Raw genomic sequence first — 25,620 nt, 5'->3', positions numbered from 1 at the left:
AGTTAAAGGGAGTTAAAGTAAGAAATGGTACACCCGAGTGGACTCGAACCACCGACCCCTACCATGTCAAGGTAGTGCTCTAACCAACTGAGCTACGGGTGCACTGTTTGAATTTCAAAATTTATACTCTTTGAAGAGAGTGGTACACCCGAGTGGACTCGAACCACCGACCCCTACCATGTCAAGGTAGTGCTCTAACCAACTGAGCTACGCGTGCATCGCAAAATTTAACAAGCTATTCAAAAGCGTTGCGCCTTGGAACGAGCGCTATATTAGGGGCATAGCGCAGGGCTGGCAAGCAAAAAAAACAAATTTGTCGTCAAATGGTGAATTGCTGTGCAACTTGCCCAGTGTTTCAACAATGCCGCCGATAAAACCGCAATTTTTTATTCGCTTTACTTCAGAGAATGCATCGAAATCAAACTGATAAACCAAAAGGCGAGCACTGTCGCTCGCCATTAATGCAATCAATGGTGAACACTGTCACCTTCAATAAGGCTCAAATGCACGCCATGCTTTTGGATGTAACGCAGACGAATGAAAAATAACAGCGCTGCTGAGGTCAAGCCCGCAATCAATCCTGCCCAGAATCCATGGGCGCCCATCGCGGGAACGATATGGTCCGTATAAGCTAAGGTATAACCGAGTGACATACCAATCCCCCAGTAGGAAAACAGCGTGATATAAAAGGCGCTGCGTGTATCTTTATAACCGCGAAGAGCACCCGCTGCGACCACTTGAACTGAATCAGATAATTGATACAGGGCTGCCATCAACATCAAGCTGCCGGCTAAGGCAACCACTTCAGGATCACCATTATAAAGTTTCGCAATTTGGAATCTAAATAAGACGGTCAAAACCGCTGTCGTTAGAGCAAGGGATAGTGCCAGCCATAAGCCCACTTTAGTGACCACCGCGGAAATATCAGCGCGATCACGGCCTAAGTAATAACCAATCCGAATCGATACCGCGATACCGATAGATAACGGCAGCATAAATACGATGGCAGAAAAGTTGAGCGCAATCTGGTGACTTGCGACCACTGTTGCGCCAAGTGGCGCGAGTAACAGCGCTATGATGGCAAATAAACTCACTTCAAAAAACAGCGCCATTGCTATTGGCATGCCGAGTTTGGTCATTTTCTTCATCGTTTCAAAGTCTGGGCGATGAAATTTACTGAAGGGAGCTAAAGCCGCGAATTTTTTATGCAACTGCATGTAAATGGTCATGGCAACTAGCATGGCCCAGAATACGAGGGCAGTGGCGATACCACAGCCTGCGCCGCCCATTGCCGGTATGCCAAAGTGTCCATAAATAAAAATATAGTTAGCGGGGATATTTACGGCTAGGCCAACAAAACCAATGACCATGGTCGGTAAGGTATAGGATATACCTTCACTGCAGCCACGTAGTACTTGATAAAGCACAAATGCGGGCGCGCCCCATAAAATACCGTCGAGATATCCTATGGTTAAGCGGTATAATTCAGGCTCCAAGTCCATGTGGCCAAGCACAAAGGGGGCTGATGCAAGGAAAACCATCACACCAATGCCGCCTATAATGGCAAGATAGGCACCTTGAAAGGCCAAAGGTTGGATGGCTTTTTGATTATTCGCGCCATTATAGTGGGCAAATAAAGGCGTAAAAGCCATCAGCAAACCTTGGACGAACAGAATAGCGGGTAACCAAAGGCTAGTGCCGACTGCGACGGCGGCCATATCGACAGCACTAACACGGCCCGCCATAACAGTATCAATAAAGCCCATCATGGTCTGAGTGACCTGAGCTATCAGTACTGGCAGCGCCAATTGGATTAAACGTTTGGCTTGATAGCCTGAATTATTCATAAATACAGCCTTTAACGATTAAGCGAGCAGAAAATGTTTACAGGTATAGTTCAAGCCACCTGCGAGGTGGTTGCAATACATAAGAAAGATGGCCTAAATACCCTTGAGGTAGCGTTCGAACCTGATTTGCATGAGGGACTTGCGATTGGTGCAAGTGTGGCAAATAACGGGGTATGTCTTACTGTGACTCAGGTAGTCGATGATAGGGTATTTTTCGACGTAGTGGAAGAGACCTTGCGACTGACGAATCTGGCTAATTTGTCTATAGGTCAAAGCGTTAATGTTGAGCGCTCGTTAACTTTTGGTAGTGAGATTGGTGGCCACATTCTCTCTGGCCATATTCATACCAAGGCTAAAATCGTTGATATTAGCCATACAGAACAGCATTATGATCTGACACTGGGCATTGAGCCTAAATGGATGGATTACATTTTTTATAAAGGTTTTGTTGGCGTTAACGGCTGCAGCTTAACGGTAGGCGAGGTGAGTGACTCCGGCTTTAAGTTGCACTTAATTCCTGAAACTTTAAAACTGACCAATTTAAGTCAGTATAAAGTGGGTGATGAACTCAATATTGAGATCGACAGCCAAACGCAAGTTATCGTCGACACAGTCGAGCGTGTGCTGGCCAGACGTTTTAACGAACAAGCCCGTTAGTTTCGTGACATCGCAGCCTTTAGTGCAATCTTGTTTAATAGATTTGCTCGTCGTCTGAATCGATATACAACTCAACCGTCCGTCTCGATTCATCGATGTGTAAGCGTAAGTGAATCGGATTACAACAAATTCGGCAGTCATCGTAATAATCTTGGTCTCCACAGCTGGCATCGATACTGATATCTTGATGGTGCCCGCAGTGGGGACAAGCAATAACTTTGTTCATGACTCTCATGGTGCAACTCCTTATCGCCAATAGAGCGAATCGCTCTGCTCAATCAATGCATCTCATACTTCGTACGCTTATATTGTCTGCGCTTTGTCGATATTCGAAACCTGAGTGCGCTTTATGTGCTTTCCATTTGAGTATACAGCAGAGTGCAGTGCACTGACTTAGATGAAGTCGGTCTCAAAACGCAGCATGATAGACCTTCTGGTTAAATATTTTCTTGTTGGATCATTATCTCTTCTAAAAACTAGTCCTTTGCCGTCACTAACTCCTCCATTTCATTGCTGTGTAACACGCCATCGCGGGCATTTTGGGTAATATCCAGCGTTAAACGCTGCATCTGTTGCTCAAGTTCACTTTTAATATCAACGAGTAACACTTGAGTATCAATCAAAGGTTTGCTTGTAATTTTCACCTGCGGCTCAGGTAAAGCGGTTGCAGTGTGCGTGAGTGTTACAGCCAGTAGAATGCAGTTCAACATATCAACTCCCTTGTCATGTTTTCAGTGATGCCCAATAAACTGGCGCTAGAATAGGGGAGTTAGATGACCAAGAAGTTACCAAGACACTGCAAAATCATGAATTTGCTTTTTGTTTCCAATCCAAATTCTGGTCAATATGCTTGCGCCTTTTAGCTACAATCCCTTAGAATAAACGCCCTGCTACGCAAGGCGGCTAAGACTCCTGTACTGTCTTAACCTAGCGAGCATTTCTCTTACATTAACTAAAACCAAGTGGCCCTACGTGTGGGTCACCACTGGAAAGGACATTTCATGCCTGTAATTACACTTCCCGATGGTAGCAAACGCGAGTTTGCTCATGCTGTATCGACCCTCGATGTTGCCGCCGATATTGGCCCTGGTTTAGCGAAAGCTTGTATCGCTGGCCGCGTTAATGGCGAATTAAAAGATGCTTGCGATCTCATTGAAACCGATGCTGAGCTATCAATCATTACCGCCAAAGACGAAGAAGGTGTTGAAATTCTTCGCCATTCTTGCGCGCATTTATTAGGTCACGCGATTAAGCAAATGTGGCCAGAAACCAAGATGGCGATTGGTCCTGTTATCGATAATGGCTTCTACTATGATATCGACCTTGAGCACAAGTTGACTCAAGATGACATCGACGCATTAGAAAAGCGCATGCTTCAACTGGCAAAAACTAACTATGACGTAGTAAAACGTGTCGTTAGCTGGCAAGAAGCCCGTGATACATTCGCTGCGCGCGGTGAAGATTATAAGATTGCCATTCTGGATGAGAACATCAGCAAAGACGCGACGCCTGCGCTGTATCATCACGAAGAATACACTGACATGTGTCGTGGACCGCACGTACCTAACATGCGTTTCTGCCAACATTTTAAATTAATGAGCATTGCCGGCGCTTATTGGCGTGGCAACTCAGAAAACAAGATGTTGCAACGTATCTATGGTACCGCTTGGGCCGACAAAAAAGCCCTGAGCACACACTTAACCCGTCTTGAAGAAGCGGCTAAGCGTGACCACCGTAAAATCGGTAAACAGCTCGACTTGTATCACATGCAAGAAGAAGCGCCGGGTATGGTGTTTTGGCATAACGACGGTTGGAGCATCTTCCTCGAATTAGAAAGATTCATTCGCCGTAAGCTAAACCAATACACTTACCAAGAAGTGAAAGGTCCATTAATGATGGACCGCGTGTTGTGGGAACGTTCTGGTCACTGGGATAAATACTCAGAAGCCATGTTCACGACCAGCAGCGAAAACCGCGAATACGCCATCAAGCCAATGAACTGCCCAGGCCACGTGCAGATCTTCAACCAAGGGTTGAAATCTTACCGCGATCTGCCATTGCGTATGGCGGAATTTGGTTGCTGTCACCGTAATGAACCTTCAGGCTCGTTACATGGATTAATGCGTGTACGTGGTTTTACGCAAGACGACGCCCATATTTTCTGTACTGACAGCCAAGTTCAAGAAGAAGTGAGTGCCTGTATCCAGATGGTTTACGATACTTACGCCACCTTCGGCTTTGAAAATATCGTAGTAAAACTGTCGACTCGCCCAGAGAAACGTATCGGTGACGATGCTATGTGGGACAGAGCGGAAGAAGCACTTAAGCAAGCTCTGCGTGCCAATAATATTGAATTCACTATTTTGCCAGGCGAAGGCGCGTTCTACGGACCAAAAATCGAATTTACTTTACACGATTGTTTGGACCGAGCGTGGCAATGTGGTACTGTGCAGCTCGATTATGCGTTGCCAAGCCGTCTTGGTGCAACTTACGTTGCCGAAGATAACAGCCGTCAGACCCCAGTGATGATCCATCGTGCTATTTTAGGCTCTTTGGAACGATTCTTGGGTATCTTGATAGAAGAATATGCAGGACGTTTCCCAACTTGGTTAGCCCCAATGCAAGTTGTCGTGATGAATATCACCGATAAACAGGCTGATTATGTTGAAGAAGTCGTAAAATTCTTCAAAGAACAAGGTATTCGAGCGTCTTTTGACTTGAGGAATGAGAAAATAGGCTTTAAAATACGCGAGCACACCTTAAGGCGTGTCCCTTATTTGTTGGTCGTTGGCGATCAAGAAATGGAAAATAAGGAAGTAGCGGTGCGTACCCGTGATGGTATCGATTTAGGTAAGATGCGACTTGAAGATTTCGCCACTAAAATCCATCAACAGATTTCGCTCCGTAGTCTCAAATTGTTGGAGGAATAGGTCATAAAGATCAAAAAAACAGCAGGGCGTCAGCCGGCCCCTAATAGAATCAATGAAGAAATCACAGGTGTACCAGAAGTACGCTTAACAGGCATTGATGGTGAAGCTATTGGTGTGGTAAGCATCAGAGATGCTCAGAATTTGGCAGATGAAGCAGGTGTAGACCTAGTAGAAATCAGCCCAAATGCTGAACCTCCAGTATGTCGCATTATGGACTACGGTAAGTTCCTTTTTGATAAGGCTAAGTCAGCCAAGGAACAAAAGAAGAAGCAAAAGCAGGTTCAGGTCAAGGAAATTAAATTCCGTCCTGGAACTGACGAAAACGACTATCAGGTAAAACTACGCAACCTGATACGTTTTCTGGAAGACGGGGACAAAGCGAAGATTACGCTTCGTTTCCGAGGTCGCGAAATGGCACACCAAAACCTGGGTATGGATCTATTGAACCGTATCAAGGCTGATTTGGACGAGTATGCGGTTGTTGAATCTTTCCCGAAAATGGAAGGCCGACAAGCAATTATGGTGCTAGCGCCTAAAAAGAAATAAGTAGGGCAAAACTTAAAGTAGCAAAGGTCTATGGCCTTTGCTCGCCTTGCTTTTTATTAAACATCCCAATGCGGAGTTTTAGAAATGCCTAAAATGAAAACAGACAAGGGTGTAGCGAAGCGTTTTAAGAAAACCGCTAATGGTTTCAAGCGCAAGCAAGCACACTTACGTCACATTTTGACGAAAAAAAGCACTAAACGTAAACGTCACTTACGTGCCAAATGTTTAGTATCAAAAGCTGACGTTCCAGCAATCGCGCGTCAATTACCTTACGCTTAATTTAGGAGATTAGAAAATGCCAAGAGTTAAGCGTGGTGTAACCGCTCGTGCTCGTCACAAGAAAGTTTTAAAACTAGCTAAAGGTTATTATGGTGCTCGTAGCCGTACTTACCGTGTTGCTGTTCAAGCAGTAACTAAAGCTGGTCAATATGCTTACCGTGACCGTCGTCAGAAAAAACGTCAATTCCGTCAACTTTGGATTGCACGTATTAATGCTGCTGCTCGTCAAAATGGTCTGTCTTACAGCCGTTTCATCAACGGTCTGAAAAAGGCGTCTATCGAAATCGATCGTAAGATTTTGGCTGACATCGCTGTATTCGATAAAGTTGTATTTGCAACTTTAGTTGAAAAAGCAAAAGAAGCGTTAAACTAAGAAATTAGTTTGTTGCTGTAGAGAAGGGACCATTTGGTCCCTTTTTTTGTGCGCCATTTTTGGCTTAACGAAATGATTTTACTTACCTAAGAACTTATATAAGTACTATCTAAGTGGTGCGGAATTAAGAATCGCAAAGGAAAGAAATGTGCGTGCGTGAACAATATTAATTGGCACAGCCTGCAAAAAATTTTGCTATTGCTTAACGATTTTGGCCTAAAAAAATAGCAGGCTAAGCCTGCTATTCGTTGAATAATCGAGTCTAGTTATTTTTTAGCGTCTAAATAACGCTCTGCATCGAGTGCGGCCATACAGCCTGTGCCGGCAGAAGTAATGGCTTGACGATAATGTTGGTCCATCACATCACCACAGGCATAAACACCTTCGATACTTGTTTGCGTGGCGTTACCTTGCAAGCCACTCTGAACTTTTAAATAACCGTGGTTCATTTCCAACTGGCCTTCAAAAATACCGGTATTAGGGCTGTGACCAATGGCGACGAACACACCAGCAACGGCTAAGTTAGTGATCGAGCCATCTTTAGTGCTCTTCATCTTCAGACCCGTCACACCCATGGCATCACCAACCACTTCATCCATGGTTTGATCTAAGTGAAGGATTATGTTGCCATTGGCGACTTTGTCCATCAGACGGTCGATCAAGATTTTTTCTGAGCGGAAGGTGTCACGGCGATGGATGAGGTGAACTTCAGCAGCAATATTGCTTAAGTACAGTGCTTCTTCAACGGCGGTGTTGCCGCCACCGATCACTGCGACTTTTTGATTGCGATAGAAGAAGCCATCACAGGTTGCACAGGCTGATACACCGCGACCTTTGAAAGCTTCTTCTGACTCTAACCCTAAGTAGCGGGCAGATGCACCAGTTGCGATGATCAGCGCATCACAGGTGTACTCGCCGTTATCGCCTTTCAAACGGAAAGGGCGCTCGGTAAGGGTCACTTCGTTGATATGATCGAACAAGATTTCAGTATCGAACTTTTCAGCATGCTTCTGCATACGTTCCATCAAGGCGGGACCCGTTAAGTCGTCCGCGTCGCCTGGCCAGTTTTCAACTTCAGTCGTCGTGGTTAATTGACCACCTTGCTGCATACCTGTGATCATCACAGGTTTTAAATTCGCACGCGCAGCATAAACGGCTGCGGTATATCCTGCTGGGCCTGAACCCAAAATCAATAAGTTACAATGTCTGACCTGGCTCATTTTTATCTCCGTGCCTTTAGCAAATTGCAAGGATTGTAGGGAATTTACCTGTGGGGGTAAAGTGTTGGAGGGCGATTCTTTTAGATTGCACTAATCGAGTCCATCCGTTTTGGTATGGAGAGTGTCAGTTTTACTTTACTGTGAAAACATAAATAGCTTAAGTGTGAACCACGAAATGAAGCACGGGATGAGCTTGTATAAATATGATGGTGTGATCGTAGTGGAGCGTATTTCTACCCAATAAAAAAATCGGCCTCAATTGTATCGAGACCGATTTGAATTACATACTAAGTAAAGTCAGCTTAAATCCACATAAAAAGTTAAGTTAATTAAAAACTTATACTAATAGTGTCGCAGGAGATGTGAACGCTAAGTTTAGGGCGTGAGCCACTTCCTTACACACAACTTTACCGTGCATGACGTTTAAGCCATTAAGAAAATGCTTGTCTTGCAACAGCGCTTCTTTATAGCCTAAATTTGCTAACTTGAGAATGTACGGTAAGGTTGCATTGTTAAGCGCAAATGTTGAAGTGCGAGCGACCGCACCAGGCATATTTGCAACACAGTAATGCACAACATCATCAACGACATAGGTAGGATCTTGGTGAGTAGTGGCATGTGAAGTTTCAACACAACCGCCTTGATCGATCGCCACGTCAACGATAGCGCTGCCAGGCTTCATACGTGAAATCATGCTACGAGTAACCAATTTTGGCGCCGCAGCACCTGGAATTAGTACACCACCAATCACAAGATCGGCTTCAATAACATGACGTTCAATTGCATCTGCAGTTGAGTAAATGGCTTTTACAGCAGAACCGAATTGCACATTTAAACGACGCAGAGCATCAATACTGCGATCAAGAACAACAACATCAGCACCCATACCAACTGCCACTTGTGCTGCATTAGTACCAACCATACCGCCGCCAATAATGACGACTTTAGCAGGCTCAACTCCCGGTACGCCGCCCAGCAACATACCGCGGCCACCAGAAGATTTCTCTAATGCCATAGCGCCAGCTTGGATTGACATACGACCAGCGACTTCAGACATAGGAGCAAGCAAAGGCAGGCCACCACGATCGTCTGTCACAGTTTCGTAAGCGATACATACGGCACCACTTTTGATTAAATCTTCAGTTTGCGGTAAATCTGGAGCAAGATGCAGATAAGTAAATAAAATCTGATCGTGACGCAACATAGCGCGTTCAACTGCTTGAGGCTCTTTTACTTTTACAATCATCTGCGCTTTAGCAAAAACTTCAGTAGCAGTCGCTAAAATTGTGGCGCCAGCATCAATATAATCTTGATCTGAAAAACCAATACCTATGCCTGCATTTGTTTCAACAAAAACGTCGTGACCTTTGATCGCCAACTCGCGAACACTAGAAGGAACCATACCGACACGATATTCGTGGTTTTTAATTTCCTTGGGAACACCAATAATCATCTTTGAGCCTCAATTGCCTGAAATCCCACTTTTAATGGGCATAATTGTTATTTTATCGTGACCTGAACGTGATTAATTCAGGGATATCTAGTATAGTATCGGCGACGCAGTTTATGCTGCTGAACTTTCGGCATACGTAGAATAAAATGTTGTTTTAGTGATAAAGCAAGGTTAAATAAATGGCATATAATAAAAAGAGTCCTGTAAAAGACTTGGATCGCATCGATCGCAACATTCTTAATGAACTACAACTTGATGGCCGCATTTCAAATGTGGAATTGTCAAAAAGAGTCGGACTAAGTCCAACTCCGTGTTTAGAAAGAGTAAAACGTCTCGAAAAGCAAGGTTACATCAATGGCTATACCGCATTGGTGAATCCTCATTTCTTGGGTGCATCCCTACTGGTATTCGTGGAAATCACATTAAGCCGTGATACTCCCGAAGTGTTTGATAAGTTTAACCGTGCAGTGCAACTACTAGATGATATTCAAGAATGTCATCTGGTTTCAGGCGATTTTGACTACTTACTGAAAACTCGTGTTTCAGATATGTCGGCTTATCGTCGCTTGTTAGGTGAAACTTTATTGAAATTACCTTCTGTTTCCGACACGCGTACTTATGTTGTGATGGAAGAAGTTAAGCACACCAGTCGTGTAGCGATAAATCATCTACTCTCAGATATCTAAATTATCCTGATTGTTTGGTTTTACAATAAGGGGCTTAGGCCCCTTATTTATCAGTAACGTCGATATATCCATCTCATTTAACGCTTATTGCTATTAGCCTTGTATTGCCCTTAAGTTTGCTAACTTAGGGGCTTCTTTTTGTGGCATTTTTAAACAAATTTGTTAACGGAAGTGTTTGTGTAATAACTCATTCCTCCCTAAAAGCACACTAAAACACCTCAATAGACTAAATTTTGCCAATCATGACCAATTCTGTATAGAAAAACAGGCTAATGTGCTCCACATTTAGTGGGATTCTGGTATCGTTAGCCCACCTGTTTTCACTTTTATGGATTACGTCGTTTGTCTCAAGGAAATAGTGTACGCACGCTCACTGGCCTGCAACGTCTGCTGGAAGGCGGACTCATCATTTGTTGTGTTCTCGCCACTTATATTTTGCTCGCATTGACGAGTTTTAGTCCGTCTGATCCTGGTTGGAGTCAGTCGCATTTTCAAGGCGATATTAAAAACTGGACCGGGGCAGTAGGGGCTTGGATTGCCGATATTCTGTTATATTTCTTCGGCGTTACGGCTTATATCATGCCAATCATTGTCGCATCGACAGGTTGGTTATTGTTCAAACGTGCCCATCATTTACTTGAAATTGATTACTTTTCTGTGGCCCTGAGATTGATTGGATTTTTACTGATCATTCTAGGATTTTCTGCTTTGGCGAGTATGAATGCCAACAACATCTACGAGTTTTCGGCAGGCGGAGTGGCGGGTGATGTCATAGGCCAAGCCATGTTGCCGTATTTTAATAAACTCGGCACTACCTTATTACTGCTGTGTTTCTTGGGCTCAGGCTTTACGCTGTTGACTGGGATTAGCTGGCTGACTGTGGTCGAGAAAATCGGCTTAGTCTCTATTTGGATTTATAAAAAGTTAAAATTATTGCCGCAAGCGATGAAGCGTGAGCATGAAACCGAGGATACCCGTGGTTTTATGTCCGTGGTGGATAAGTTTAAACAGCGCCGTGAATCCCAGTACGTGCTAGAAAAGCCCCCCATAGTTGAAAAGCCTAAGGTGCGTGAGCGTCATATTGGTCGTAGAGCTGAGATAACCCCAACGCTATATGCTGCCACTGATGATATGGTCATTGAACCAGAAGGTATTATTACTGAAACTGAGAATAATTCGTCGCCAAAAAACAAACTATCGGCGCTTGCAAAAATTCTGAGCTTGAATGGCAGTAAAAGTAAGAGTGCACAACGGGTTGAGCCACAAATCGATAATGATGATTTGGCCGCCCATGGCAATTTTGAAGCGCCACCTTGGTTAGCTGAGCCTCAACATTCAAATGCCAATGAGCAAGACAGTGCCGATTTTAATTCGCATTCATTCGATCATGATGACAATGAGCCAGTGTTTAGCAGTCAAGCATTTACAGAAGATGAGGATGATGATGAAAGTCTAGGTTTTAGCGATGATGACGTCATTGATTTTGATACTAAAGTGTCAACAGGTGCAGTGAATCAAGCGCAGCGTAATAAGCAAGATCAAAAAGCTAAAATTGTCGATGGCATTGTGGTATTGCCAGGACAAGAAGATAAACCCGCACCGAAAAAACCGATGGATCCTCTGCCGAGTATTAACTTGCTCGACATACCTGACCGTAAGAAGAATCCGATCAGCCCAGAGGAATTGGATCAAGTCGCCCGCCTTGTTGAGCTTAAACTGGCCGATTTCAACATCATCGCCAATGTAGTGGGTGTGTATCCAGGTCCTGTGATCACACGCTTTGAATTAGAATTAGCGCCGGGCGTTAAAGCGTCAAAAATCTCTAATCTATCAAAGGATTTAGCTCGTTCATTACTGGCTGAAAGTGTGCGCGTGGTTGAAGTTATTCCGGGTAAGGCTTATGTCGGACTCGAATTGCCCAATAAATTCCGCGAAACCGTGTTTATGCGCGATGTGTTAGATTGTGCCGCCTTTACTGAGAGTAAATCCAACTTAACTATGGTGTTAGGCCAAGATATTGCTGGTGACCCCGTTGTTGTTGATCTTGGTAAAATGCCACATTTATTGGTAGCCGGTACTACAGGCTCTGGTAAGTCTGTGGGTGTAAACGTGATGATCACCAGCTTACTGTATAAGTCTGGCCCAGAAGATGTACGCTTTATCATGATCGACCCCAAAATGTTGGAATTGTCTGTCTATGAAGGTATTCCGCATTTGCTATGTGAAGTCGTGACCGACATGAAAGAAGCTGCCAATGCGCTGCGTTGGTGTGTCGGCGAGATGGAACGTCGCTACAAGCTGATGTCTATGATGGGCGTGCGTAACATCAAGGGCTATAACGCTAAAATTGCCGAAGCGAAAGCCAATGGCGAAGTGATTTTAGATCCTATGTGGAAGTCATCCGACAGCATGGAGCCTGAAGCGCCTGCGTTAGATAAGCTGCCATCGATTGTTGTCGTGGTCGATGAATTTGCTGACATGATGATGATTGTTGGTAAAAAAGTTGAAGAGTTGATTGCCCGTATTGCCCAAAAAGCGCGTGCTGCAGGGATACATTTGATCTTGGCAACCCAAAGACCGTCAGTGGATGTGATCACAGGTTTGATTAAGGCCAACATTCCCACACGTATGGCGTTCCAAGTGTCATCTCGTATCGATTCGCGCACCATTTTAGATCAACAGGGTGCCGAAACCTTGCTTGGTATGGGTGACATGTTATTTTTGCCACCGGGTACCGCGGTACCGAATCGTGTTCATGGTGCGTTCGTTGATGATCATGAAGTTCACCGTGTCGTTGCCGACTGGTGCGCCCGTGGCAAACCGCAATATATCGAAGAAATCCTCAACGGTGCCAGTGATGGTGAACAAGTATTATTGCCTGGTGAAACCGCTGAATCAGACGAAGAATATGATCCGTTATACGATGAAGCAGTCGCCTTTGTGACTGAAACTCGTCGCGGCTCGATTTCAAGCGTACAGCGTAAATTTAAGATTGGTTATAACCGTGCAGCCCGCATTATTGAACAGATGGAAGCACAAGGTATTGTTTCTGCTCAAGGCCACAACGGTAACCGTGAAGTCTTAGCGCCGCCAGCACCAAAACATTATTAAGCCGCGCTAAGGCGTAGCTTTGATACACCCAAGGGTTTACAGGGTAAGGAATAAAATGAAAAAACGATTATGCGCTGTGTTGTTAGCTTCACCTTTGCTATTTAGCGCGGCTGTGTTTGCCGATGATGCGCAGCAGCTCAGGGAAAAATTGATTGGTACCGCTTCACTAAAAGCCGATTTCAAACAAACCGTAACAGATGTCAATAAAAAGGTTATTCAAACGGGGTCTGGCATTTTTGCCTTAGCGTATCCGAATCAATTTTATTGGCATTTAACCCAGCCCGATGAATCGCAGATTGTCGCTGATGGTAAAGATTTGTGGATCTACAATCCTTTCGCCGAGGAGGTGGTCATCATGGATTTTGCTGAAGCAATCAATGCATCTCCCATCGCATTGCTCGTCCACCGCGACGATGCGACTTGGTCACAGTATTCAGTGTCCAAGAAACAAGATTGCTATGAGATCAAACCTAAGGCGATTGATTCGGGCATATTGTCCGTCAATGTGTGTTTCAAAAATACCCAGTTAGTCAACTTTAATGTTGCCGATGATAAAGGTAATTTAAGCCTGTTTGATTTAAGCAATCAGCAAGCCATCACAAATAAAGACAAAGCCTTGTTCACCTTTGTGATCCCAGACAGCGTCGATGTTGATGATCAACGTCGTAAAGCAGCGCATTAGGCTATCGCGTGAGCAGTTTATCGTTTAATTTTGCACCCGATTTTCGTCCCTTGGCCGCACGCATGCGGCCAAGAACGATTGGCGAGTACATAGGTCAAGCCCATTTACTGGGTGAGGGCCAACCACTACGCAAAGCATTGGAAGCTGGGCGCGCCCATTCCATGATGTTGTGGGGACCGCCGGGCACAGGTAAAACAACCTTAGCTGAATTAATCGCACATTATTCAAATGCTCACGTTGAGCGCATTTCCGCGGTCACCTCTGGCGTTAAGGACATTCGCGCCGCGATTGAGCAAGCAAAAGCCGTTGCAGAATCCCGTGGCCAACGTACTCTATTGTTTGTCGATGAAGTCCACCGATTTAATAAGAGTCAGCAGGATGCCTTTCTGCCATTTATTGAAGATGGCACAGTGATCTTTATCGGCGCGACCACAGAAAATCCGTCTTTTGAAATCAATAATGCCTTACTCTCGCGGGCAAGGGTCTATCTTATCAAGCGCTTAAGCCATGATGAAATCGCCCATATAGTGACTCAAGCCTTAAACGATAACGAGCGCGGTTTAGGCCTACGACAATTTGTAATGCCAACCGATGTGCTCACCACATTGGCACAACTTTGTGATGGTGATGCCCGTAAAGCGTTAAATCTTATTGAGTTGATGAGTGATATGCTCATCGACGGTGGCACCTTTACCACTGAAATGTTAATTCAAGTGGCGGGGCACCAAGTTGCTGGTTTTGATAAGAACGGTGATCAGTTTTACGATTTAATCTCGGCTGTACATAAATCCATTCGCGGATCAGCACCTGATGCCGCGTTGTATTGGTTTTGTCGAATATTAGAAGGCGGTGGCGATCCTCTTTACGTGGCAAGGCGCTTACTGGCGATTGCCTCTGAAGATGTGGGCAATGCCGATCCTGCGGCGATGACAATCGCACTAAATGCCTGGGATTGTTTTCACCGTGTTGGCCCCGCCGAAGGTGAGAGAGCAATAGCACAAGCCATTGTTTATCTTGCCAGTGCGCCTAAGAGCAACGCTGTGTATACCGCATTTAAGGCGGCGCGTGCGTTAGCTCGCGAAACAGGGCAAGTCGAAGTGCCGCACCATTTACGCAATGCACCGACTCAGTTAATGAAAGACATCGGCATGGGAGCTGGGTATCGATATGCCCACGATGAAGCCAATGCCTATGCCAGTGGTGAAAATTATTTCCCCGAATCCCTGCAAACAGCACAGTTTTATTTTCCGACTGAGCGAGGGTTTGAGAAGCGGATCAAAGATAAATTGGCGCAATTAGCCCAGTTAGATCAAGCCAGTGAGAACAAAAGATATGACTAACATCTTATTAGTGGCTTTCGGCGGGTCAATTGGAGCAGTTTTACGCTATCTTATTTCAATATTCATGATCCAAGTATTTGGCAGCAGTTTTCCTTTTGGTACACTGTTGGTTAATGTTATAGGTTCATTTTTTATGGGCGTAATTTACGCTCTGGGGCAAATGAGTCATATCAGCCCTGAACTCAAAGCGCTTATAGGTATCGGTCTATTAGGTGCTTTGACAACGTTTTCGACTTTCTCTAATGAAACCTTGTTGCTGATGCAAGAAGGGGATTGGCTGAAGGCGATTTTGAATGTGGTGTTGAATCTAAGTCTATGTTTATTCATGGTGTACTTAGGTCAACAACTGGTTTTTTCTCGCATTTAACTATTAAGAATATATCACATGTTAGATCCTAAATTTTTGCGCAACGAATTAGAAGTTACCGCTGAGCGACTGGCTACCCGTGGCTTTATTTTAGACATAGCTCATCTCATTCAATTAGAAGAAAAGCGTAAGTCACTGCAAGTGGCTACCGAAGAATTACAAGCGTCGCGTAATGCCATCTCCAAATCCATTGGCCAAGCTAAAGCCCGTGGTGAAGATGTTGACGCAATCATGGCGCAAGTGGGCGATTTAGGTTCACAGTTGGATGCCAAAAAGATTGAACTGGCCGCTGTACTTGAAGAAGTCAATGCCATTGCCATGTCTATGCCTAACCTGCCTGATGAATCAGTACCAATGGGTGCCGATGAAACAGAGAACGTTGAAGTGAGACGTTGGGGGACGCCACGCACTTTTGATTTCCCGATTAAAGATCATATCGATTTAGGTGAAGGCTTAAACGGCTTAGATTTTAAAAATGCCGTTAAAATTACTGGCTCACGTTTCATCGTAATGAAAGGCCAAGTCGCCCGCTTAAATCGCGCCATTGGTCAGTTCATGTTGGACTTACATACCACAGAGCACGGTTATACCGAAGCCTATGTGCCATTACTGGTTAACGAGGCAAGCTTACTCGGCACAGGCCAGCTACCTAAGTTTGGTGAAGACTTATTCCACACTAAACCTGCGACTGAAGAAGGCCAAGGCTTGAGCCTTATCCCAACCGCAGAAGTGCCATTAACGAACTTAGTTCGCGATAGCATTGTTGATGAAGACGAGCTGCCAATAAAGTTAACTGCGCATACTGCATGTTTCCGCAGCGAAGCGGGCTCATACGGCAAAGATACCCGTGGTCTGATCCGTCAGCACCAATTCGATAAAGTTGAAATGGTGCAAATTGTTAAGCCTGAAGATTCAATGGCGGCACTTGAAGCGCTGACTGGTCATGCTGAAACCGTGCTGCAGCGTTTAGGTTTACCGTATCGAACTGTGATTTTATGTACTGGCGATATGGGCTTTGGCTCAAGCAAAACCTACGATATCGAAGTCTGGTTACCAGCACAAAATACCTATCGTGAGATTTCTTCTTGCTCAAACATGAAGGATTTCCAAGCCCGTCGTATGCAAGCGCGTTACCGTGTGAAAGCAGATAATAAGCCTGCGCTATTGCATACGTTAAACGGCTCAGGTTTAGCTGTAGGTCGTACTTTAGTGGCTATTTTAGAAAACTATCAAAATGCTGATGGCAGTATCACAGTCCCTGAAGTTCTGCGTCCTTACATGGGCGGTTTGACTCAAATAGGCTAATGGAACACAAAATAATACTATGGATAAAGGCCAGCGCTATCTCCGTTGGCTTTCCTATACCGCTGTGATTGCAGTATTTTTTGCTGTAATGCTTGCCACCGTAGGCAAAGCCATCTGGGTTGTGTTAGAAAACGTCAAATAACCCTATCAACTTTGTTCAAGTAAAAAGAAAGGCATGTTTCCCAAGGGAACATGCCTTTTTGTTTGTGTCATGTTTACGTGATGACTTAACCCTTTGCCATTAAATACACTTAGCTGGTTTGGGCAGGCCCGCGATTTTCGTTGCTTGTTTCGCAGGTCCAATCGGGAATAGGGTATATAAGTATTTTGAATTGCCTTTGTCTGGTCCTAAGGCTTGGCCAATGGCTTTAACTAATACTCGGATAGCAGGGCTAGTTTTATATTCGAGATAGAAATCTCGAACAAAGTGAATCACTTCCCAATGTGCAGGCGTAAGTACAATTTGCTCTTCTGCCGCTAACAGCAGGGCCATATCGGGTTGCCAATCGTTAAGATTTTTTAAATAACCTTGATGGTCACGGGCGATTTCTGCGCCATTAAATTGCAATGGATTTACCACGTTATCACCTTGTCATGGAGTAATGATTGAGCCACAAACTCATTGTAATCGATAAGCATCACGTTCTTTAAACGTTCAGATAGGCCGCGTGCGACAACATCGTCTTTTAAGACCATCAACTTGAAGGGCGATAATGCCATTGCCCACTGGCGCAGCAGTAACGCGTTAACGCCATCGCTCGATAATAAAATCGCATCTTCCTTACAGGCGTAACGTAAACAAAGTTTCAGCGCGCTATCTCGACTGGGAGATGTTTGAATATGATGTAAAATCATTAGAATACTAAGACCTCATCCACTTGGTTTAAATGGGCTGCGATGGCTTCATCGTTGACCACTGTGACTGGGATCGACAGTAAGCCATGGCTTAAGCCGTAATCAGCTAAGGATTGCTTACAGACAAACACAGATCCAATATCATACAGCGGCAATGCTTTAAAGGTGGAGATGTAATCTTTAGCACCGATAAGCTCAGGCTGTTGATCTTTAATCAAATGCAACACACCTTCATCCACAAACACTAAACTCACTTCTTGTTCGAAGCTAGCGCTAAGCAGGGCAAGATCTAAACCTTCGCGGCCACGAACAGTACCATGTGGCGAGCAGCGAAATAGAATACACAATTTTTTCATAGTAGCCCTGAGAGTTAAAAACTGATCAAACGATCGGCCGATTCAATACCTGTGATTAGCTCACCTAAACCGCCCATGATAAATGACTCGCCCACATTCCAGTAGCTAAGGCCATTCTCGCGGGCATCTTGCTGACTCACAATGCCGCGACGTAGCGCTGCAGACACGCAATTGACTAACGGGACCTGATGGGATTGCGCCAGCTGTTTCCAGTCACTGATCACATCGTTTTCATCGGAGGCGGGTAAGCTTAAATCTGTGGAGTTATACACGCCATCTTGATAAAAAAACACACAGATAATCTGATGCCCAGCTAAAAGTGCAGCTTGGGAGAAGCGTAAGGCGTTAACACTCGCCGACGTGCCATAAGCGGGCCCGTTCACTTGGATAATAAATTTGCTCATTTAAAATAAAAATGGCCCTAAAAGTAGGGCCATTCTAACGCAAGTTAAGCTAAAAATCGCTAACTAGGATTAGTCATCGTTGCCTATGCCCATCAGGTGCAACAGCGCGATGAAGAGGTTTAAGAAGTCTAGGTATAATGAGATAGTCGCGCGAATGTAGTTAGTTTCGCCGCCATTGACGATACGGCTAGTATCAAACAGGATAAAACCTGTCATCAGTAACGCCAAGCCTGCGTTAATTGCCATAAAGGCAACACTGTTACCCATAAAAATATTAATCACAGCGGCGGCGATCACCACAATCAAGCCGGCGAACAAGAATCCACGTAGGAAAGAGAAATCTTTCTTAGTGGTCACGGCATAGGCTGATAACGCAACGAAAATCACTGACGTTAACCCCAGTGCTTGCATGATCAGCTGTGGACCGTTTGCCATACCCGCGTAGTGATTGAGCATGTAGCCCAGTGAAGCACCTTCCATACCCGTAAAGGCAAACACCCAGAAGATACCCGCTGCAGACTCGGCTTTACGTAAAGTGACAAACAACAGTACTAGGCCACCAATCGATAAACCAATGGAGACTAATGGACTGATATTTAATGCCATTGCCAAACCCGCACACAGTGCAGAGAAGGCCAATGTCATCGATAACAGCATATAAGTGTTTTTAAGAAGTTTGTTCACTTCCAGTGTTGACGCACTCGTCGAATATAAGGTTTCTTGGGTCATGTTGATCTCCGTTGACACATTTCCAAACTGATCATTTTGATTTTTTACAGCACACTAAGTTCCCGTAAAATCCTAAAATGAACTTAACTGGTGCAATGATACCGTACATGAGATACGGGTGAAAGTCATAGAACCATGAATAACAAATTGTTAATCTTCAAAATTTTACTCAATTATTTATTTCAACTTTAACTGCAAAGCATAAAAAATAAGATTCTTGTATCTGCGTCTTCATCCACTATGAAGGTAAAGATTTAGTCTGTACATAAGCAGACGATACACAATCACATTCAATGCTGATTTCAATGACTAAATCAGCATATTGAGTTTAAACCAAGCTTAAGCCAGCCATTCTTTGTGCAATTTTTCAGTATCGCCAAGATATTCCAGCACCCAAGCGAGAGCAGGCGACATCTTGTCAGCATTCCAGGCCAAGCAACAAGGGCTTGTCTGCTTTGGATTTTCCAGTTGTTTTTCAACAAGCGCACCCGCCTTAATAAACACGCTCGCTAAATGCACTGGCATATAACCGACGCCTAAACCTTCGCGGAAACAGTTAATGGCACGGATCCAATCAGGTACGACTAACCTGCGTTGATTCTCTAGCAACCAAGTCATACGTTTTGGAATTTCCCGAGAGGTATCTTCTAAACAAATCGAGGGAAAAGGGCGCAGCTCATCGTCACTTAATGGGCGGTCAATACTGGCCAAGGGATGATTTTTACTAACAAGAAACGCCCACTCAATATCCCCCATGTCTTTATATTGGTAAACACCACCGACTGGAATTGCGGTTGTCGCACCAATAGCAATATCACTGCGACCCGTGGCGAGCGCTTCCCAAACCCCGTTAAAGACCTCAATGCGAATAATTAATTCAATATCATGGAAGTGTCGATAAAAGTCAGCAATTAATACGCTGATCCTGTCGGCACGGACGATATTATCAAGGGCTATGGACAAGGTGGGTTGCCAACCATTTGCCACGCGCTGAGTGCCACGTTTCATCTCGTCCATCTGCGTGAGCAAGGTTCTGGCTTGCTTCACAAAATGTTCACCCGCTGGTGTTAATGTTACGCTGCGATGATGCCGTTCAAAAAGAATGACGCCGAGTTCTTCTTCTATTTGCTTGACCGCGTAGCTCACGGCAGAGGGCACTTTATGTAGCCGATTCGCCGCCGCGGTGAAACTACCTACACGAGCCACAATATCAATGAGTTCTAGCGCTTGTTCTGAGAGCATAACTGACGTCCATTCCAATGAAAATAATTGATAGCACAAGTCAAAAATAAACGTTTCCAATAAATTTAACAAGTCTTTAGACTGCACACTTTAGTCAATCTGACCCGATTATTTTATGAAAACGTCTAGTAACACCTTTGTAAACATAAAGTTCTTTATGTTTCTATTCTATTTAGCCATGTTGAGCATGCTTGGCTTTATTGCCACTGACATGTATTTGCCTGCTTTCAAAGCAATTGAAGGCTCATTTAACAGCACACCATCACAGGTGGCGATGTCACTGACCTGTTTCCTTGCGGGTCTTGCCTTAGGTCAGCTACTTTATGGCCCCTTAGTCAATAAAATCGGCAAACGTTGGGCATTGATCTTTGGCCTTGTTTTATTTGCCATTGCTAGCGTGTTTATTGCCAACAGTGATTCTATATTAATGCTCAATACCGCGCGCTTCTTCCAAGCGATTGGCGCCTGTAGTGCAGGGGTTATTTGGCAAGCGATTGTGGTTGAGCAATATGATGCCGATAAAGCCCAAGGTATTTTCAGCAACATTATGCCATTGGTCGCATTATCGCCTGCATTAGCACCGATCCTTGGCGCTTATATTCTGAACCAATTAGGCTGGCGTGCAATCTTTATCTCCTTGTGTGTTATCGCTTTTCTGCTGGTATTGATGACCTTGTACTTTGTTCCAGGCAAGAGTCAACATAAACACAGTGAACATGTCGCTGTATCTTATGGGCAAATTTTGAAAAACACCCGCTATTTAGGCAACGTCGTGATCTTCGGTGCCTGTTCCGGTGCTTTCTTTGCCTACCTAACTGTGTGGCCGATTGTGATGGAAATGCACGGTTATCAAGCGACTGAAATTGGGTTAAGTTTTATCCCGCAAACCATCATGTTTATTGTCGGTGGTTATGCGAGTAAGTTACTGATAAAACGCATTGGCGGGCATCAAACACTCAATATCTTGTTGTCGATTTTCGCAGCCTGTGTTATTTCAATCATCATGTTCACGCTGATTTATCCCGCGAGCACGATTTTCCCACTGCTGATTTCGTTCTCTATTTTAGCGGCGGCCAATGGTGCAATTTATCCAATAGTAGTTAACAGCGCGCTACAGCAGTTTAGTCAGAATGCCGCTAAGGCCGCAGGATTACAGAACTTCTTACAGATCAGCATTGCCTTTGGGGCATCTAGCTTAGTTGCTATGTGGGCAAGCCTAGGTGAAGTGGCGATTGGTTGGGGTATCCTATGTTGCGCTATCTTAGTGGTGGCCGGCTATATACTTAAGAGTCAACAAGAGTGGGGCGACTTTGCCAAACATTTCACTAAGCCAGATCCCGCACGGGTAGGCATAATGTCCGATGTGAAGCAAAATCCAGCGGATTGAGTGTAATAGCAACAATTGGCGCATAATTGAGAGTTAGTGCTTTACAGTCAACAGACTTACTTATATTATGCGCCTCGTTCGGAGGGGTGGCAGAGTGGTTTAATGCACCGGTCTTGAAAACCGGCGTGGGTTTATAGCCCACCCAGGGTTCAAATCCCTGCTCCTCCGCCATATTTTACGGAAAAGCCATCAGCAATGATGGCTTTTTTGTTTATATAATTTGAACCCTAGGTTCCTCATTCTAAGCTCAGTTCCTCCGCCAGATTTCGTCAAAAAAGCTGCTAAGCAATTAGCGGCTTTTTGCATTTTAGCTATTCTAGCCTTGAGTTTCTGATTTGAAACGCAGCGCCTCCACCATATTTCACCAACAAGGCCGTCAGCACTGATGACCTTGCTGGTCTTTATCATTTAACTCTAGATTTGCTCATTCAACATGATGCCAGACAATCTCAGCCATCATTACACTTTGGGGAGTTTGTGTTGGACCATGGCAAGAGCAAAGGAATGCCAATCTGCATTAGCATAGCTGCTCACCAGATCTCGCAGGATAGTCGGTTCGCCAGCATTATCCACTGGTTGAAAAATTATCTGCAAATTCAGCGCATTGCAGTAATCCCGCCGCTCCACTACAAAAAACTGCTTCTTGTAGGGGAGTAGCAATGTGCCCTCAGCTTGCGCATTAAACTCACGCGCGGCTAAATAGCCAGTAAACCAATGATTGAGTAATGTGTCGCATTGCTTAGTGTGGAATAAGCCTCCCCAATCATCCCCTAGTATGGCTTGACCCGACAGGACTCGCTGGCAATGATGAAAATCGATAAAACCTAGCTCACGTGTAATCACTTGTTGGCAATGCTTAAGCTGGAGATCTGAGTGTGATATGCCCAATTTCGCCATTAAGGTCGCGACTCTTTGCTTGGCTAACGGCTCATCCTGCTGACAAGCTTTGAGCAGTTTTTTAGCGCGAACTTTGGTTTCATTTAATGCGATGGCGCTTGAGTCTTTCATCTTGGCTAACTTCATTTTGCATTACCTCCATGACTGACTCGATTTGCTCGCGGCACGTGAATGAAAGGCCAAATACTGATGATCAATAAACTCAAGAGACAAGCTAAGATGTCCGCAATTGGAAAGGCCATCCATAACTCAGTCAAAGCGTTTGGCATGATATTAATGTTTAATGCACCTGTGATAAATGAAATATTTGTAAAGGATAGTTGAGGTAACAGAACCAGCAGGGGCAGTAACAAACCATAGATTTTTATCCCAGATAATAGCAATGCAAGCTTAGGGCGATTTGTGCCTTGATACACAGCAATCGCAATAGCTGTGATCCCCGCCAAAGGTAGGGTGATAAACGTCACACTCGAGATTTTAATACAGGCGGCAATGAGTGCGGGGGCATCGGTGAAAATACCAAAAACCGAGGTAGGAAAACCCATAAATACAATTGTCACTATACTCAGATAACAGCAGGTCAAGACGATTCCCCATTTAGCACACGCTAACACCCGAGAAGATGCCATCGCCCCATAGTTATACGCACTGATCGTTTGCGCTGCGCTGGTAAGTGCCATGAGCGGCAGGGCGATAAAGATATTAAAGCGTCCGATCAAACCATAAGCGCTGATCATGTACGCGACCTCATTCGCCGCTGGCGTATTGGGCACTACATTGGCTAAATGACTGACTAAAATATGATTTACCGATGAGATCACGCAGGCAATCCCAAGATATGACAATAATATAGGGCTACCTAAGCCAAGAATCGCTTTTATCTCAGTGAGGTTGAGCTTTATCTGCTCAATTCTAAAACAAATAGGCTGGGCTGCTTGCTTATAAAGCGCCTGTTTACTGGCAAAACGGTTATTGGGGACAAAATAGACGGCTGCAATAAATAGACTCACACATTGACCCGCCACCGTTGCCCACGCGGCTCCGCTAACGCCCATATCTAAAACGGCAATAAAGAGTGTATCGAACAAGATGTTCATGACCGCCGACAACAAGATAACCAGCAGCATCACCACGACTTTGCCTTGTGCTCTGAGTAAATCGCCGCTAAGAGATAACAAAAAAGTGAATAGACTAAAATAGAGAATGGGTTGTAGATACTCTGTAGCAACTAAGGCAAGTGTTGAGCTTACCCCAATAAACGCCAATAAATGATCAAGCTGGGCGAGTGACAAGATAGTCACTATCACGCCGCAACATAGGGCTAACGCAAAACCAGTGTTCGCGATTTGACTCGCCTTATCAAACGCATTTGCCCCTAAAAATCGGCTCACTAAGGTCGCAGTACCATTTCCTATCATGCAGGCCAAAGCAAAAATCATCATTTGTAACGGGAAGGCAATCGTCACCCCAGCCAATGCATCGGCACCGATGTATTTTAAAATAAAATAAGAGTCGACTAAGTTGTAGCTTCCGCTGAGCATCATGGCCAATGCCATGGGTAACGCAAAGCGCAAATACAAAGTGGGGATAGCTAACGTACCTAAGGACTCAGTTGGCTGAGATCCTGAGTGATATTTCCCGTGGGAGGGTGTTTCGGTGACTGCCAAGGGAACAATGTCAGAAGGTTCAACATTGATACTGGCGGGCTTTAAAGTGTTAGCTGTTGCATGTTTCACAAACAATTCTCCTAAGTTTATTGGCATTCCGCTAAGCCAAACTTATTTGATTGCTGTGGGTTCGATATGAAATCGATTCGCAACGCTATTAATTTATCAGAGTGATATCATCTTTTGCGGACAGGCTTCTCTGCAACCTGCCGCGTATTATTCTCACTCATCCGTCTGATGTCAATCAGATTGTCGCATTTGACGATGGCATTCAACCACTTTCCATGGTAAAAGATGAGCTATAAATGACGCCATCCAACAAGCCACTTAAACCACTTTCTGTGCCGCAGGTTACTAAGATTCATTGCCTAGCGATAATATAAAAGTCCGTTGTATACACTTCCTTTTAGTTACGACACAAGCTGTCGCATCTCTGCGTATAATATTAAAAAATAACGAATTGAGGTGTACTATGGATGGTCTAGTTATTGAGTCAATCAGCCTACTTACGTTGCTTGAAGTGGGTGATGTTCCACATTACGAACAGTTAAAACCTGGGGACATATTATTGGACTTCCCAGGAGTCTGGTTAGCACTCTCTGAAGATTGGAAAGGAATATATCAACATGTATTAGCGACGCCAGAAGGTTGGTATGACGAGCTACTGCTTTCTCGATTGTTATTAAAAGAATCGACGCAATCGTTATGTGTTAATGCTCTTGCAATTAAACACTTATTAGCATCGCGTAATCCGCTTCATAACCAAGATACTTACCCTGAGTTATCTAAACTTTGGGCCGCGTTTTACGCGAACGTTAATGATGGCTCGCTGAGTCAAATGTTAGCAGCATCTCAATCAATTCAGGCTTCTTTAGTCACTGAAGCCGAAGCACTATTAGATTTTTTGTTAATAACACATTCAACACTAAGGGAACGGCAGGAAGGTTTTGAATCAAAACATTGGGATGATTATCGCGCAGCTACAGAAGTAGCACGTGATGATGGCTCAGCCATTTTTTCAACCTACAGTGTAGTGATGTGATGGACGCCTCAGCACCTAAGCTTGCAGTATTATGCCAAGCTTAAAGCTGACAAATAGTTCTGGAGGTTTCCATCATGGATATTAAAGTTATTGGTATCGATTTAGCCAAAAATGTTTTTCAAGTTTGTGTTTGTCTTATGGATAACTCTGTCATGAGTAACAAAAAGGTTAACAGAAACAAGCTGCTCGATAAAATTAGACAATTCCCCGAAGGTAGCCTTATTGCTATGGATTATTGCTATGGA

At 44.4% G+C, this 25,620-nt stretch carries 27 protein-coding genes, 3 tRNA genes and 1 pseudogene; 16 read left to right on the top strand and 15 right to left on the bottom strand.

Annotated elements, in window-relative coordinates; all coding sequences use genetic code 11:
* Positions 1 to 25: 25 nt before the first annotated feature.
* The 3 genes from L5M11_RS20445 to L5M11_RS20435 all read right to left on the bottom strand — a co-directional run bounded on the left by L5M11_RS20445 (position 26) and on the right by L5M11_RS20435 (position 1,847).
* Positions 26 to 102, bottom strand: a tRNA-Val gene (locus tag L5M11_RS20445).
* Between the two features lie 38 nt (positions 103 to 140).
* A tRNA-Val gene (locus L5M11_RS20440) sits at positions 141 to 217 on the bottom strand.
* Between the two features lie 250 nt (positions 218 to 467).
* Entirely contained in the window at positions 468 to 1,847 is a 1,380-nt protein-coding gene (locus tag L5M11_RS20435; RefSeq protein ID WP_263185817.1) for an MATE family efflux transporter, read from the bottom strand.
* 33 nt (positions 1,848 to 1,880) lie between these two features.
* Between L5M11_RS20435 and L5M11_RS20430 the strand changes: the two genes are divergently transcribed.
* Positions 1,881 to 2,504 (top strand): riboflavin synthase subunit alpha, encoded by a 624-nt coding sequence (locus tag L5M11_RS20430; protein WP_259524411.1) that lies wholly within the window; start codon positions 1,881 to 1,883, stop codon positions 2,502 to 2,504.
* Positions 2,505 to 2,538: 34 nt separating this feature from the next.
* Here the strand turns inward: L5M11_RS20430 and L5M11_RS20425 are convergent, their stop codons facing one another.
* Positions 2,539 to 2,739, bottom strand: a complete 201-nt coding sequence (locus L5M11_RS20425) for a CPXCG motif-containing cysteine-rich protein (protein WP_028759934.1) — start codon at positions 2,737 to 2,739, stop codon at positions 2,539 to 2,541.
* Between the two features lie 241 nt (positions 2,740 to 2,980).
* Positions 2,981 to 3,214 carry a hypothetical protein gene (locus tag L5M11_RS20420; RefSeq protein WP_263185816.1) on the bottom strand — a complete coding sequence of 78 codons (234 nt, stop codon included), beginning with the start codon at positions 3,212 to 3,214 and terminating at the stop codon, positions 2,981 to 2,983.
* A 291-nt stretch (positions 3,215 to 3,505) separates the two neighbouring features.
* Here L5M11_RS20420 and thrS point away from each other — a divergent pair, with 291 nt between their 5' ends.
* The 4 genes from thrS to rplT all read left to right on the top strand — a co-directional run bounded on the left by thrS (position 3,506) and on the right by rplT (position 6,632).
* Positions 3,506 to 5,434 carry a threonine--tRNA ligase gene (gene thrS / locus L5M11_RS20415; protein ID WP_028759936.1) on the top strand — a complete coding sequence of 643 codons (1,929 nt, stop codon included), beginning with the start codon at positions 3,506 to 3,508 and terminating at the stop codon, positions 5,432 to 5,434.
* Positions 5,435 to 5,437: 3 nt separating this feature from the next.
* Positions 5,438 to 5,980, top strand: a complete 543-nt coding sequence (gene infC / locus L5M11_RS20410; protein WP_012089240.1) for a translation initiation factor IF-3 — start codon at positions 5,438 to 5,440, stop codon at positions 5,978 to 5,980.
* 84 nt (positions 5,981 to 6,064) lie between these two features.
* The gene (gene rpmI, locus L5M11_RS20405) at positions 6,065 to 6,259 is read left to right on the top strand and encodes a 50S ribosomal protein L35 (protein ID WP_006081653.1); all 195 of its coding nucleotides are present in this window, start codon (positions 6,065 to 6,067) and stop codon (positions 6,257 to 6,259) included.
* 16 nt (positions 6,260 to 6,275) lie between these two features.
* Positions 6,276 to 6,632 (top strand): 50S ribosomal protein L20, encoded by a 357-nt coding sequence (gene rplT / locus L5M11_RS20400; RefSeq protein ID WP_006081652.1) that lies wholly within the window; start codon positions 6,276 to 6,278, stop codon positions 6,630 to 6,632.
* 266 nt (positions 6,633 to 6,898) lie between these two features.
* Here the strand turns inward: rplT and trxB are convergent, their stop codons facing one another.
* Together trxB and ald are read right to left on the bottom strand one after the other, a co-directional pair.
* The gene (gene trxB, locus L5M11_RS20395) at positions 6,899 to 7,852 is read right to left on the bottom strand and encodes a thioredoxin-disulfide reductase (RefSeq protein ID WP_263185815.1); all 954 of its coding nucleotides are present in this window, start codon (positions 7,850 to 7,852) and stop codon (positions 6,899 to 6,901) included.
* Positions 7,853 to 8,189: 337 nt separating this feature from the next.
* Positions 8,190 to 9,305, bottom strand: coding sequence for an alanine dehydrogenase (ald, locus tag L5M11_RS20390; RefSeq protein ID WP_263193090.1), 1,116 nt, complete (start codon positions 9,303 to 9,305; stop codon positions 8,190 to 8,192).
* A gap of 179 nt (positions 9,306 to 9,484) precedes the next feature.
* On the opposite strand from ald, the gene lrp reads away from it, so the two are divergent.
* The 7 genes from lrp to L5M11_RS20355 all read left to right on the top strand — a co-directional run bounded on the left by lrp (position 9,485) and on the right by L5M11_RS20355 (position 16,938).
* Positions 9,485 to 9,991, top strand: a complete 507-nt coding sequence (gene lrp / locus L5M11_RS20385) for a leucine-responsive transcriptional regulator Lrp (protein ID WP_006081649.1) — start codon at positions 9,485 to 9,487, stop codon at positions 9,989 to 9,991.
* Between the two features lie 342 nt (positions 9,992 to 10,333).
* Entirely contained in the window at positions 10,334 to 13,102 is a 2,769-nt protein-coding gene (locus L5M11_RS20380; protein ID WP_263143195.1) for a DNA translocase FtsK, read from the top strand.
* A 55-nt stretch (positions 13,103 to 13,157) separates the two neighbouring features.
* Positions 13,158 to 13,784 (top strand): outer membrane lipoprotein chaperone LolA, encoded by a 627-nt coding sequence (gene lolA / locus L5M11_RS20375; RefSeq protein ID WP_131525571.1) that lies wholly within the window; start codon positions 13,158 to 13,160, stop codon positions 13,782 to 13,784.
* Between the two features lie 8 nt (positions 13,785 to 13,792).
* Positions 13,793 to 15,124 (top strand): replication-associated recombination protein A, encoded by a 1,332-nt coding sequence (locus tag L5M11_RS20370; protein WP_198573993.1) that lies wholly within the window; start codon positions 13,793 to 13,795, stop codon positions 15,122 to 15,124.
* Complete coding sequence (crcB, locus tag L5M11_RS20365; RefSeq protein WP_028759942.1) at positions 15,117 to 15,491, top strand: fluoride efflux transporter CrcB; 375 nt, start codon at positions 15,117 to 15,119, stop codon at positions 15,489 to 15,491. The genes L5M11_RS20370 and crcB overlap by 8 nt, the downstream gene beginning before the upstream one ends.
* Before the next feature lie 18 nt (positions 15,492 to 15,509).
* Positions 15,510 to 16,796: a serine--tRNA ligase gene (serS, locus tag L5M11_RS20360; RefSeq protein ID WP_028759943.1), complete on the top strand. Its 1,287-nt coding sequence runs from the start codon at positions 15,510 to 15,512 to the stop codon at positions 16,794 to 16,796.
* 19 nt (positions 16,797 to 16,815) lie between these two features.
* Positions 16,816 to 16,938: a hypothetical protein gene (locus tag L5M11_RS20355; RefSeq protein WP_028759944.1), complete on the top strand. Its 123-nt coding sequence runs from the start codon at positions 16,816 to 16,818 to the stop codon at positions 16,936 to 16,938.
* Between the two features lie 99 nt (positions 16,939 to 17,037).
* Here the strand turns inward: L5M11_RS20355 and L5M11_RS20350 are convergent, their stop codons facing one another.
* The 6 genes from L5M11_RS20350 to punR form a co-directional block, all read right to left on the bottom strand.
* Positions 17,038 to 17,376 (bottom strand): TusE/DsrC/DsvC family sulfur relay protein, encoded by a 339-nt coding sequence (locus tag L5M11_RS20350; RefSeq protein ID WP_263193089.1) that lies wholly within the window; start codon positions 17,374 to 17,376, stop codon positions 17,038 to 17,040.
* Positions 17,370 to 17,651 carry a sulfurtransferase complex subunit TusB gene (gene tusB / locus L5M11_RS20345; protein ID WP_105252497.1) on the bottom strand — a complete coding sequence of 94 codons (282 nt, stop codon included), beginning with the start codon at positions 17,649 to 17,651 and terminating at the stop codon, positions 17,370 to 17,372. Before tusB ends, L5M11_RS20350 begins: the two co-directional genes overlap by 7 nt.
* The gene (tusC, locus tag L5M11_RS20340) at positions 17,651 to 18,007 is read right to left on the bottom strand and encodes a sulfurtransferase complex subunit TusC (protein WP_028759947.1); all 357 of its coding nucleotides are present in this window, start codon (positions 18,005 to 18,007) and stop codon (positions 17,651 to 17,653) included. The genes tusB and tusC overlap by 1 nt, the downstream gene beginning before the upstream one ends.
* Positions 18,008 to 18,021: 14 nt before the next feature.
* Positions 18,022 to 18,411 carry a sulfurtransferase complex subunit TusD gene (gene tusD / locus L5M11_RS20335; protein ID WP_263143187.1) on the bottom strand — a complete coding sequence of 130 codons (390 nt, stop codon included), beginning with the start codon at positions 18,409 to 18,411 and terminating at the stop codon, positions 18,022 to 18,024.
* A gap of 69 nt (positions 18,412 to 18,480) precedes the next feature.
* Complete coding sequence (locus L5M11_RS20330; protein ID WP_028759949.1) at positions 18,481 to 19,140, bottom strand: Bax inhibitor-1/YccA family protein; 660 nt, start codon at positions 19,138 to 19,140, stop codon at positions 18,481 to 18,483.
* Positions 19,141 to 19,479: 339 nt separating this feature from the next.
* Positions 19,480 to 20,382: a DNA-binding transcriptional activator PunR gene (punR, locus tag L5M11_RS20325; RefSeq protein WP_028759950.1), complete on the bottom strand. Its 903-nt coding sequence runs from the start codon at positions 20,380 to 20,382 to the stop codon at positions 19,480 to 19,482.
* Between the two features lie 115 nt (positions 20,383 to 20,497).
* Between punR and punC the strand changes: the two genes are divergently transcribed.
* Complete coding sequence (gene punC, locus L5M11_RS20320; RefSeq protein WP_263143185.1) at positions 20,498 to 21,769, top strand: purine nucleoside transporter PunC; 1,272 nt, start codon at positions 20,498 to 20,500, stop codon at positions 21,767 to 21,769.
* Between the two features lie 80 nt (positions 21,770 to 21,849).
* Positions 21,850 to 21,940 (top strand) — tRNA-Ser (locus L5M11_RS20315).
* 288 nt (positions 21,941 to 22,228) lie between these two features.
* On the opposite strand, the gene L5M11_RS20310 is transcribed toward L5M11_RS20315, so the two are convergent.
* Together L5M11_RS20310 and L5M11_RS20305 are read right to left on the bottom strand one after the other, a co-directional pair.
* Positions 22,229 to 22,792, bottom strand: a complete 564-nt coding sequence (locus L5M11_RS20310; RefSeq protein WP_263181414.1) for a hypothetical protein — start codon at positions 22,790 to 22,792, stop codon at positions 22,229 to 22,231.
* A complete protein-coding gene (locus L5M11_RS20305; protein WP_263181415.1) occupies positions 22,789 to 24,402 on the bottom strand; it encodes an MATE family efflux transporter in 1,614 nt (537 codons plus the stop codon). The genes L5M11_RS20310 and L5M11_RS20305 overlap by 4 nt, the downstream gene beginning before the upstream one ends.
* A 403-nt stretch (positions 24,403 to 24,805) precedes the next feature.
* On the opposite strand from L5M11_RS20305, the gene L5M11_RS20300 reads away from it, so the two are divergent.
* On the top strand, positions 24,806 to 25,375 hold the full coding sequence (locus tag L5M11_RS20300; protein ID WP_263193086.1) for a hypothetical protein: 570 nt from the start codon (positions 24,806 to 24,808) through the stop codon (positions 25,373 to 25,375).
* A gap of 74 nt (positions 25,376 to 25,449) precedes the next feature.
* Positions 25,450 to 25,620, top strand: a pseudogene (locus L5M11_RS20295) (IS110 family transposase); the annotation flags it as partial.

Origin of the sequence: Shewanella sp. SM87, from assembly GCF_025653705.1 — a bacterium.
In the GTDB taxonomy this organism is placed as follows: Bacteria; Pseudomonadota; Gammaproteobacteria; order Enterobacterales; family Shewanellaceae; genus Shewanella; species Shewanella oncorhynchi.
Note: the sequence above shows the minus strand (reverse complement) of the source record. Positions and strands in the feature narration are given on the sequence as shown.

Coding starts and splice junctions, on each gene's coding strand:
- lolA (WP_131525571.1), top strand. CDS start 13,158: ATGAAAAAACGATTATGCGCTGTGTTGTTAGCTTCACCTTTGCTATTT.
- L5M11_RS20330 (WP_028759949.1), bottom strand. CDS start 19,140: ATGACCCAAGAAACCTTATATTCGACGAGTGCGTCAACACTGGAAGTG.
- thrS (WP_028759936.1), top strand. CDS start 3,506: ATGCCTGTAATTACACTTCCCGATGGTAGCAAACGCGAGTTTGCTCAT.
- L5M11_RS20425 (WP_028759934.1), bottom strand. CDS start 2,739: ATGAGAGTCATGAACAAAGTTATTGCTTGTCCCCACTGCGGGCACCAT.
- punC (WP_263143185.1), top strand. CDS start 20,498: ATGAAAACGTCTAGTAACACCTTTGTAAACATAAAGTTCTTTATGTTT.
- lrp (WP_006081649.1), top strand. CDS start 9,485: ATGGCATATAATAAAAAGAGTCCTGTAAAAGACTTGGATCGCATCGAT.
- rplT (WP_006081652.1), top strand. CDS start 6,276: ATGCCAAGAGTTAAGCGTGGTGTAACCGCTCGTGCTCGTCACAAGAAA.
- L5M11_RS20430 (WP_259524411.1), top strand. CDS start 1,881: ATGTTTACAGGTATAGTTCAAGCCACCTGCGAGGTGGTTGCAATACAT.
- L5M11_RS20310 (WP_263181414.1), bottom strand. CDS start 22,792: ATGAAGTTAGCCAAGATGAAAGACTCAAGCGCCATCGCATTAAATGAA.
- tusC (WP_028759947.1), bottom strand. CDS start 18,007: ATGAAAAAATTGTGTATTCTATTTCGCTGCTCGCCACATGGTACTGTT.
- L5M11_RS20435 (WP_263185817.1), bottom strand. CDS start 1,847: ATGAATAATTCAGGCTATCAAGCCAAACGTTTAATCCAATTGGCGCTG.
- L5M11_RS20300 (WP_263193086.1), top strand. CDS start 24,806: ATGGATGGTCTAGTTATTGAGTCAATCAGCCTACTTACGTTGCTTGAA.
- tusD (WP_263143187.1), bottom strand. CDS start 18,411: ATGAGCAAATTTATTATCCAAGTGAACGGGCCCGCTTATGGCACGTCG.
- tusB (WP_105252497.1), bottom strand. CDS start 17,651: ATGATTTTACATCATATTCAAACATCTCCCAGTCGAGATAGCGCGCTG.
- trxB (WP_263185815.1), bottom strand. CDS start 7,852: ATGAGCCAGGTCAGACATTGTAACTTATTGATTTTGGGTTCAGGCCCA.
- ald (WP_263193090.1), bottom strand. CDS start 9,305: ATGATTATTGGTGTTCCCAAGGAAATTAAAAACCACGAATATCGTGTC.
- L5M11_RS20355 (WP_028759944.1), top strand. CDS start 16,816: ATGGATAAAGGCCAGCGCTATCTCCGTTGGCTTTCCTATACCGCTGTG.
- L5M11_RS20420 (WP_263185816.1), bottom strand. CDS start 3,214: ATGTTGAACTGCATTCTACTGGCTGTAACACTCACGCACACTGCAACC.
- serS (WP_028759943.1), top strand. CDS start 15,510: ATGTTAGATCCTAAATTTTTGCGCAACGAATTAGAAGTTACCGCTGAG.
- crcB (WP_028759942.1), top strand. CDS start 15,117: ATGACTAACATCTTATTAGTGGCTTTCGGCGGGTCAATTGGAGCAGTT.
- rpmI (WP_006081653.1), top strand. CDS start 6,065: ATGCCTAAAATGAAAACAGACAAGGGTGTAGCGAAGCGTTTTAAGAAA.
- punR (WP_028759950.1), bottom strand. CDS start 20,382: ATGCTCTCAGAACAAGCGCTAGAACTCATTGATATTGTGGCTCGTGTA.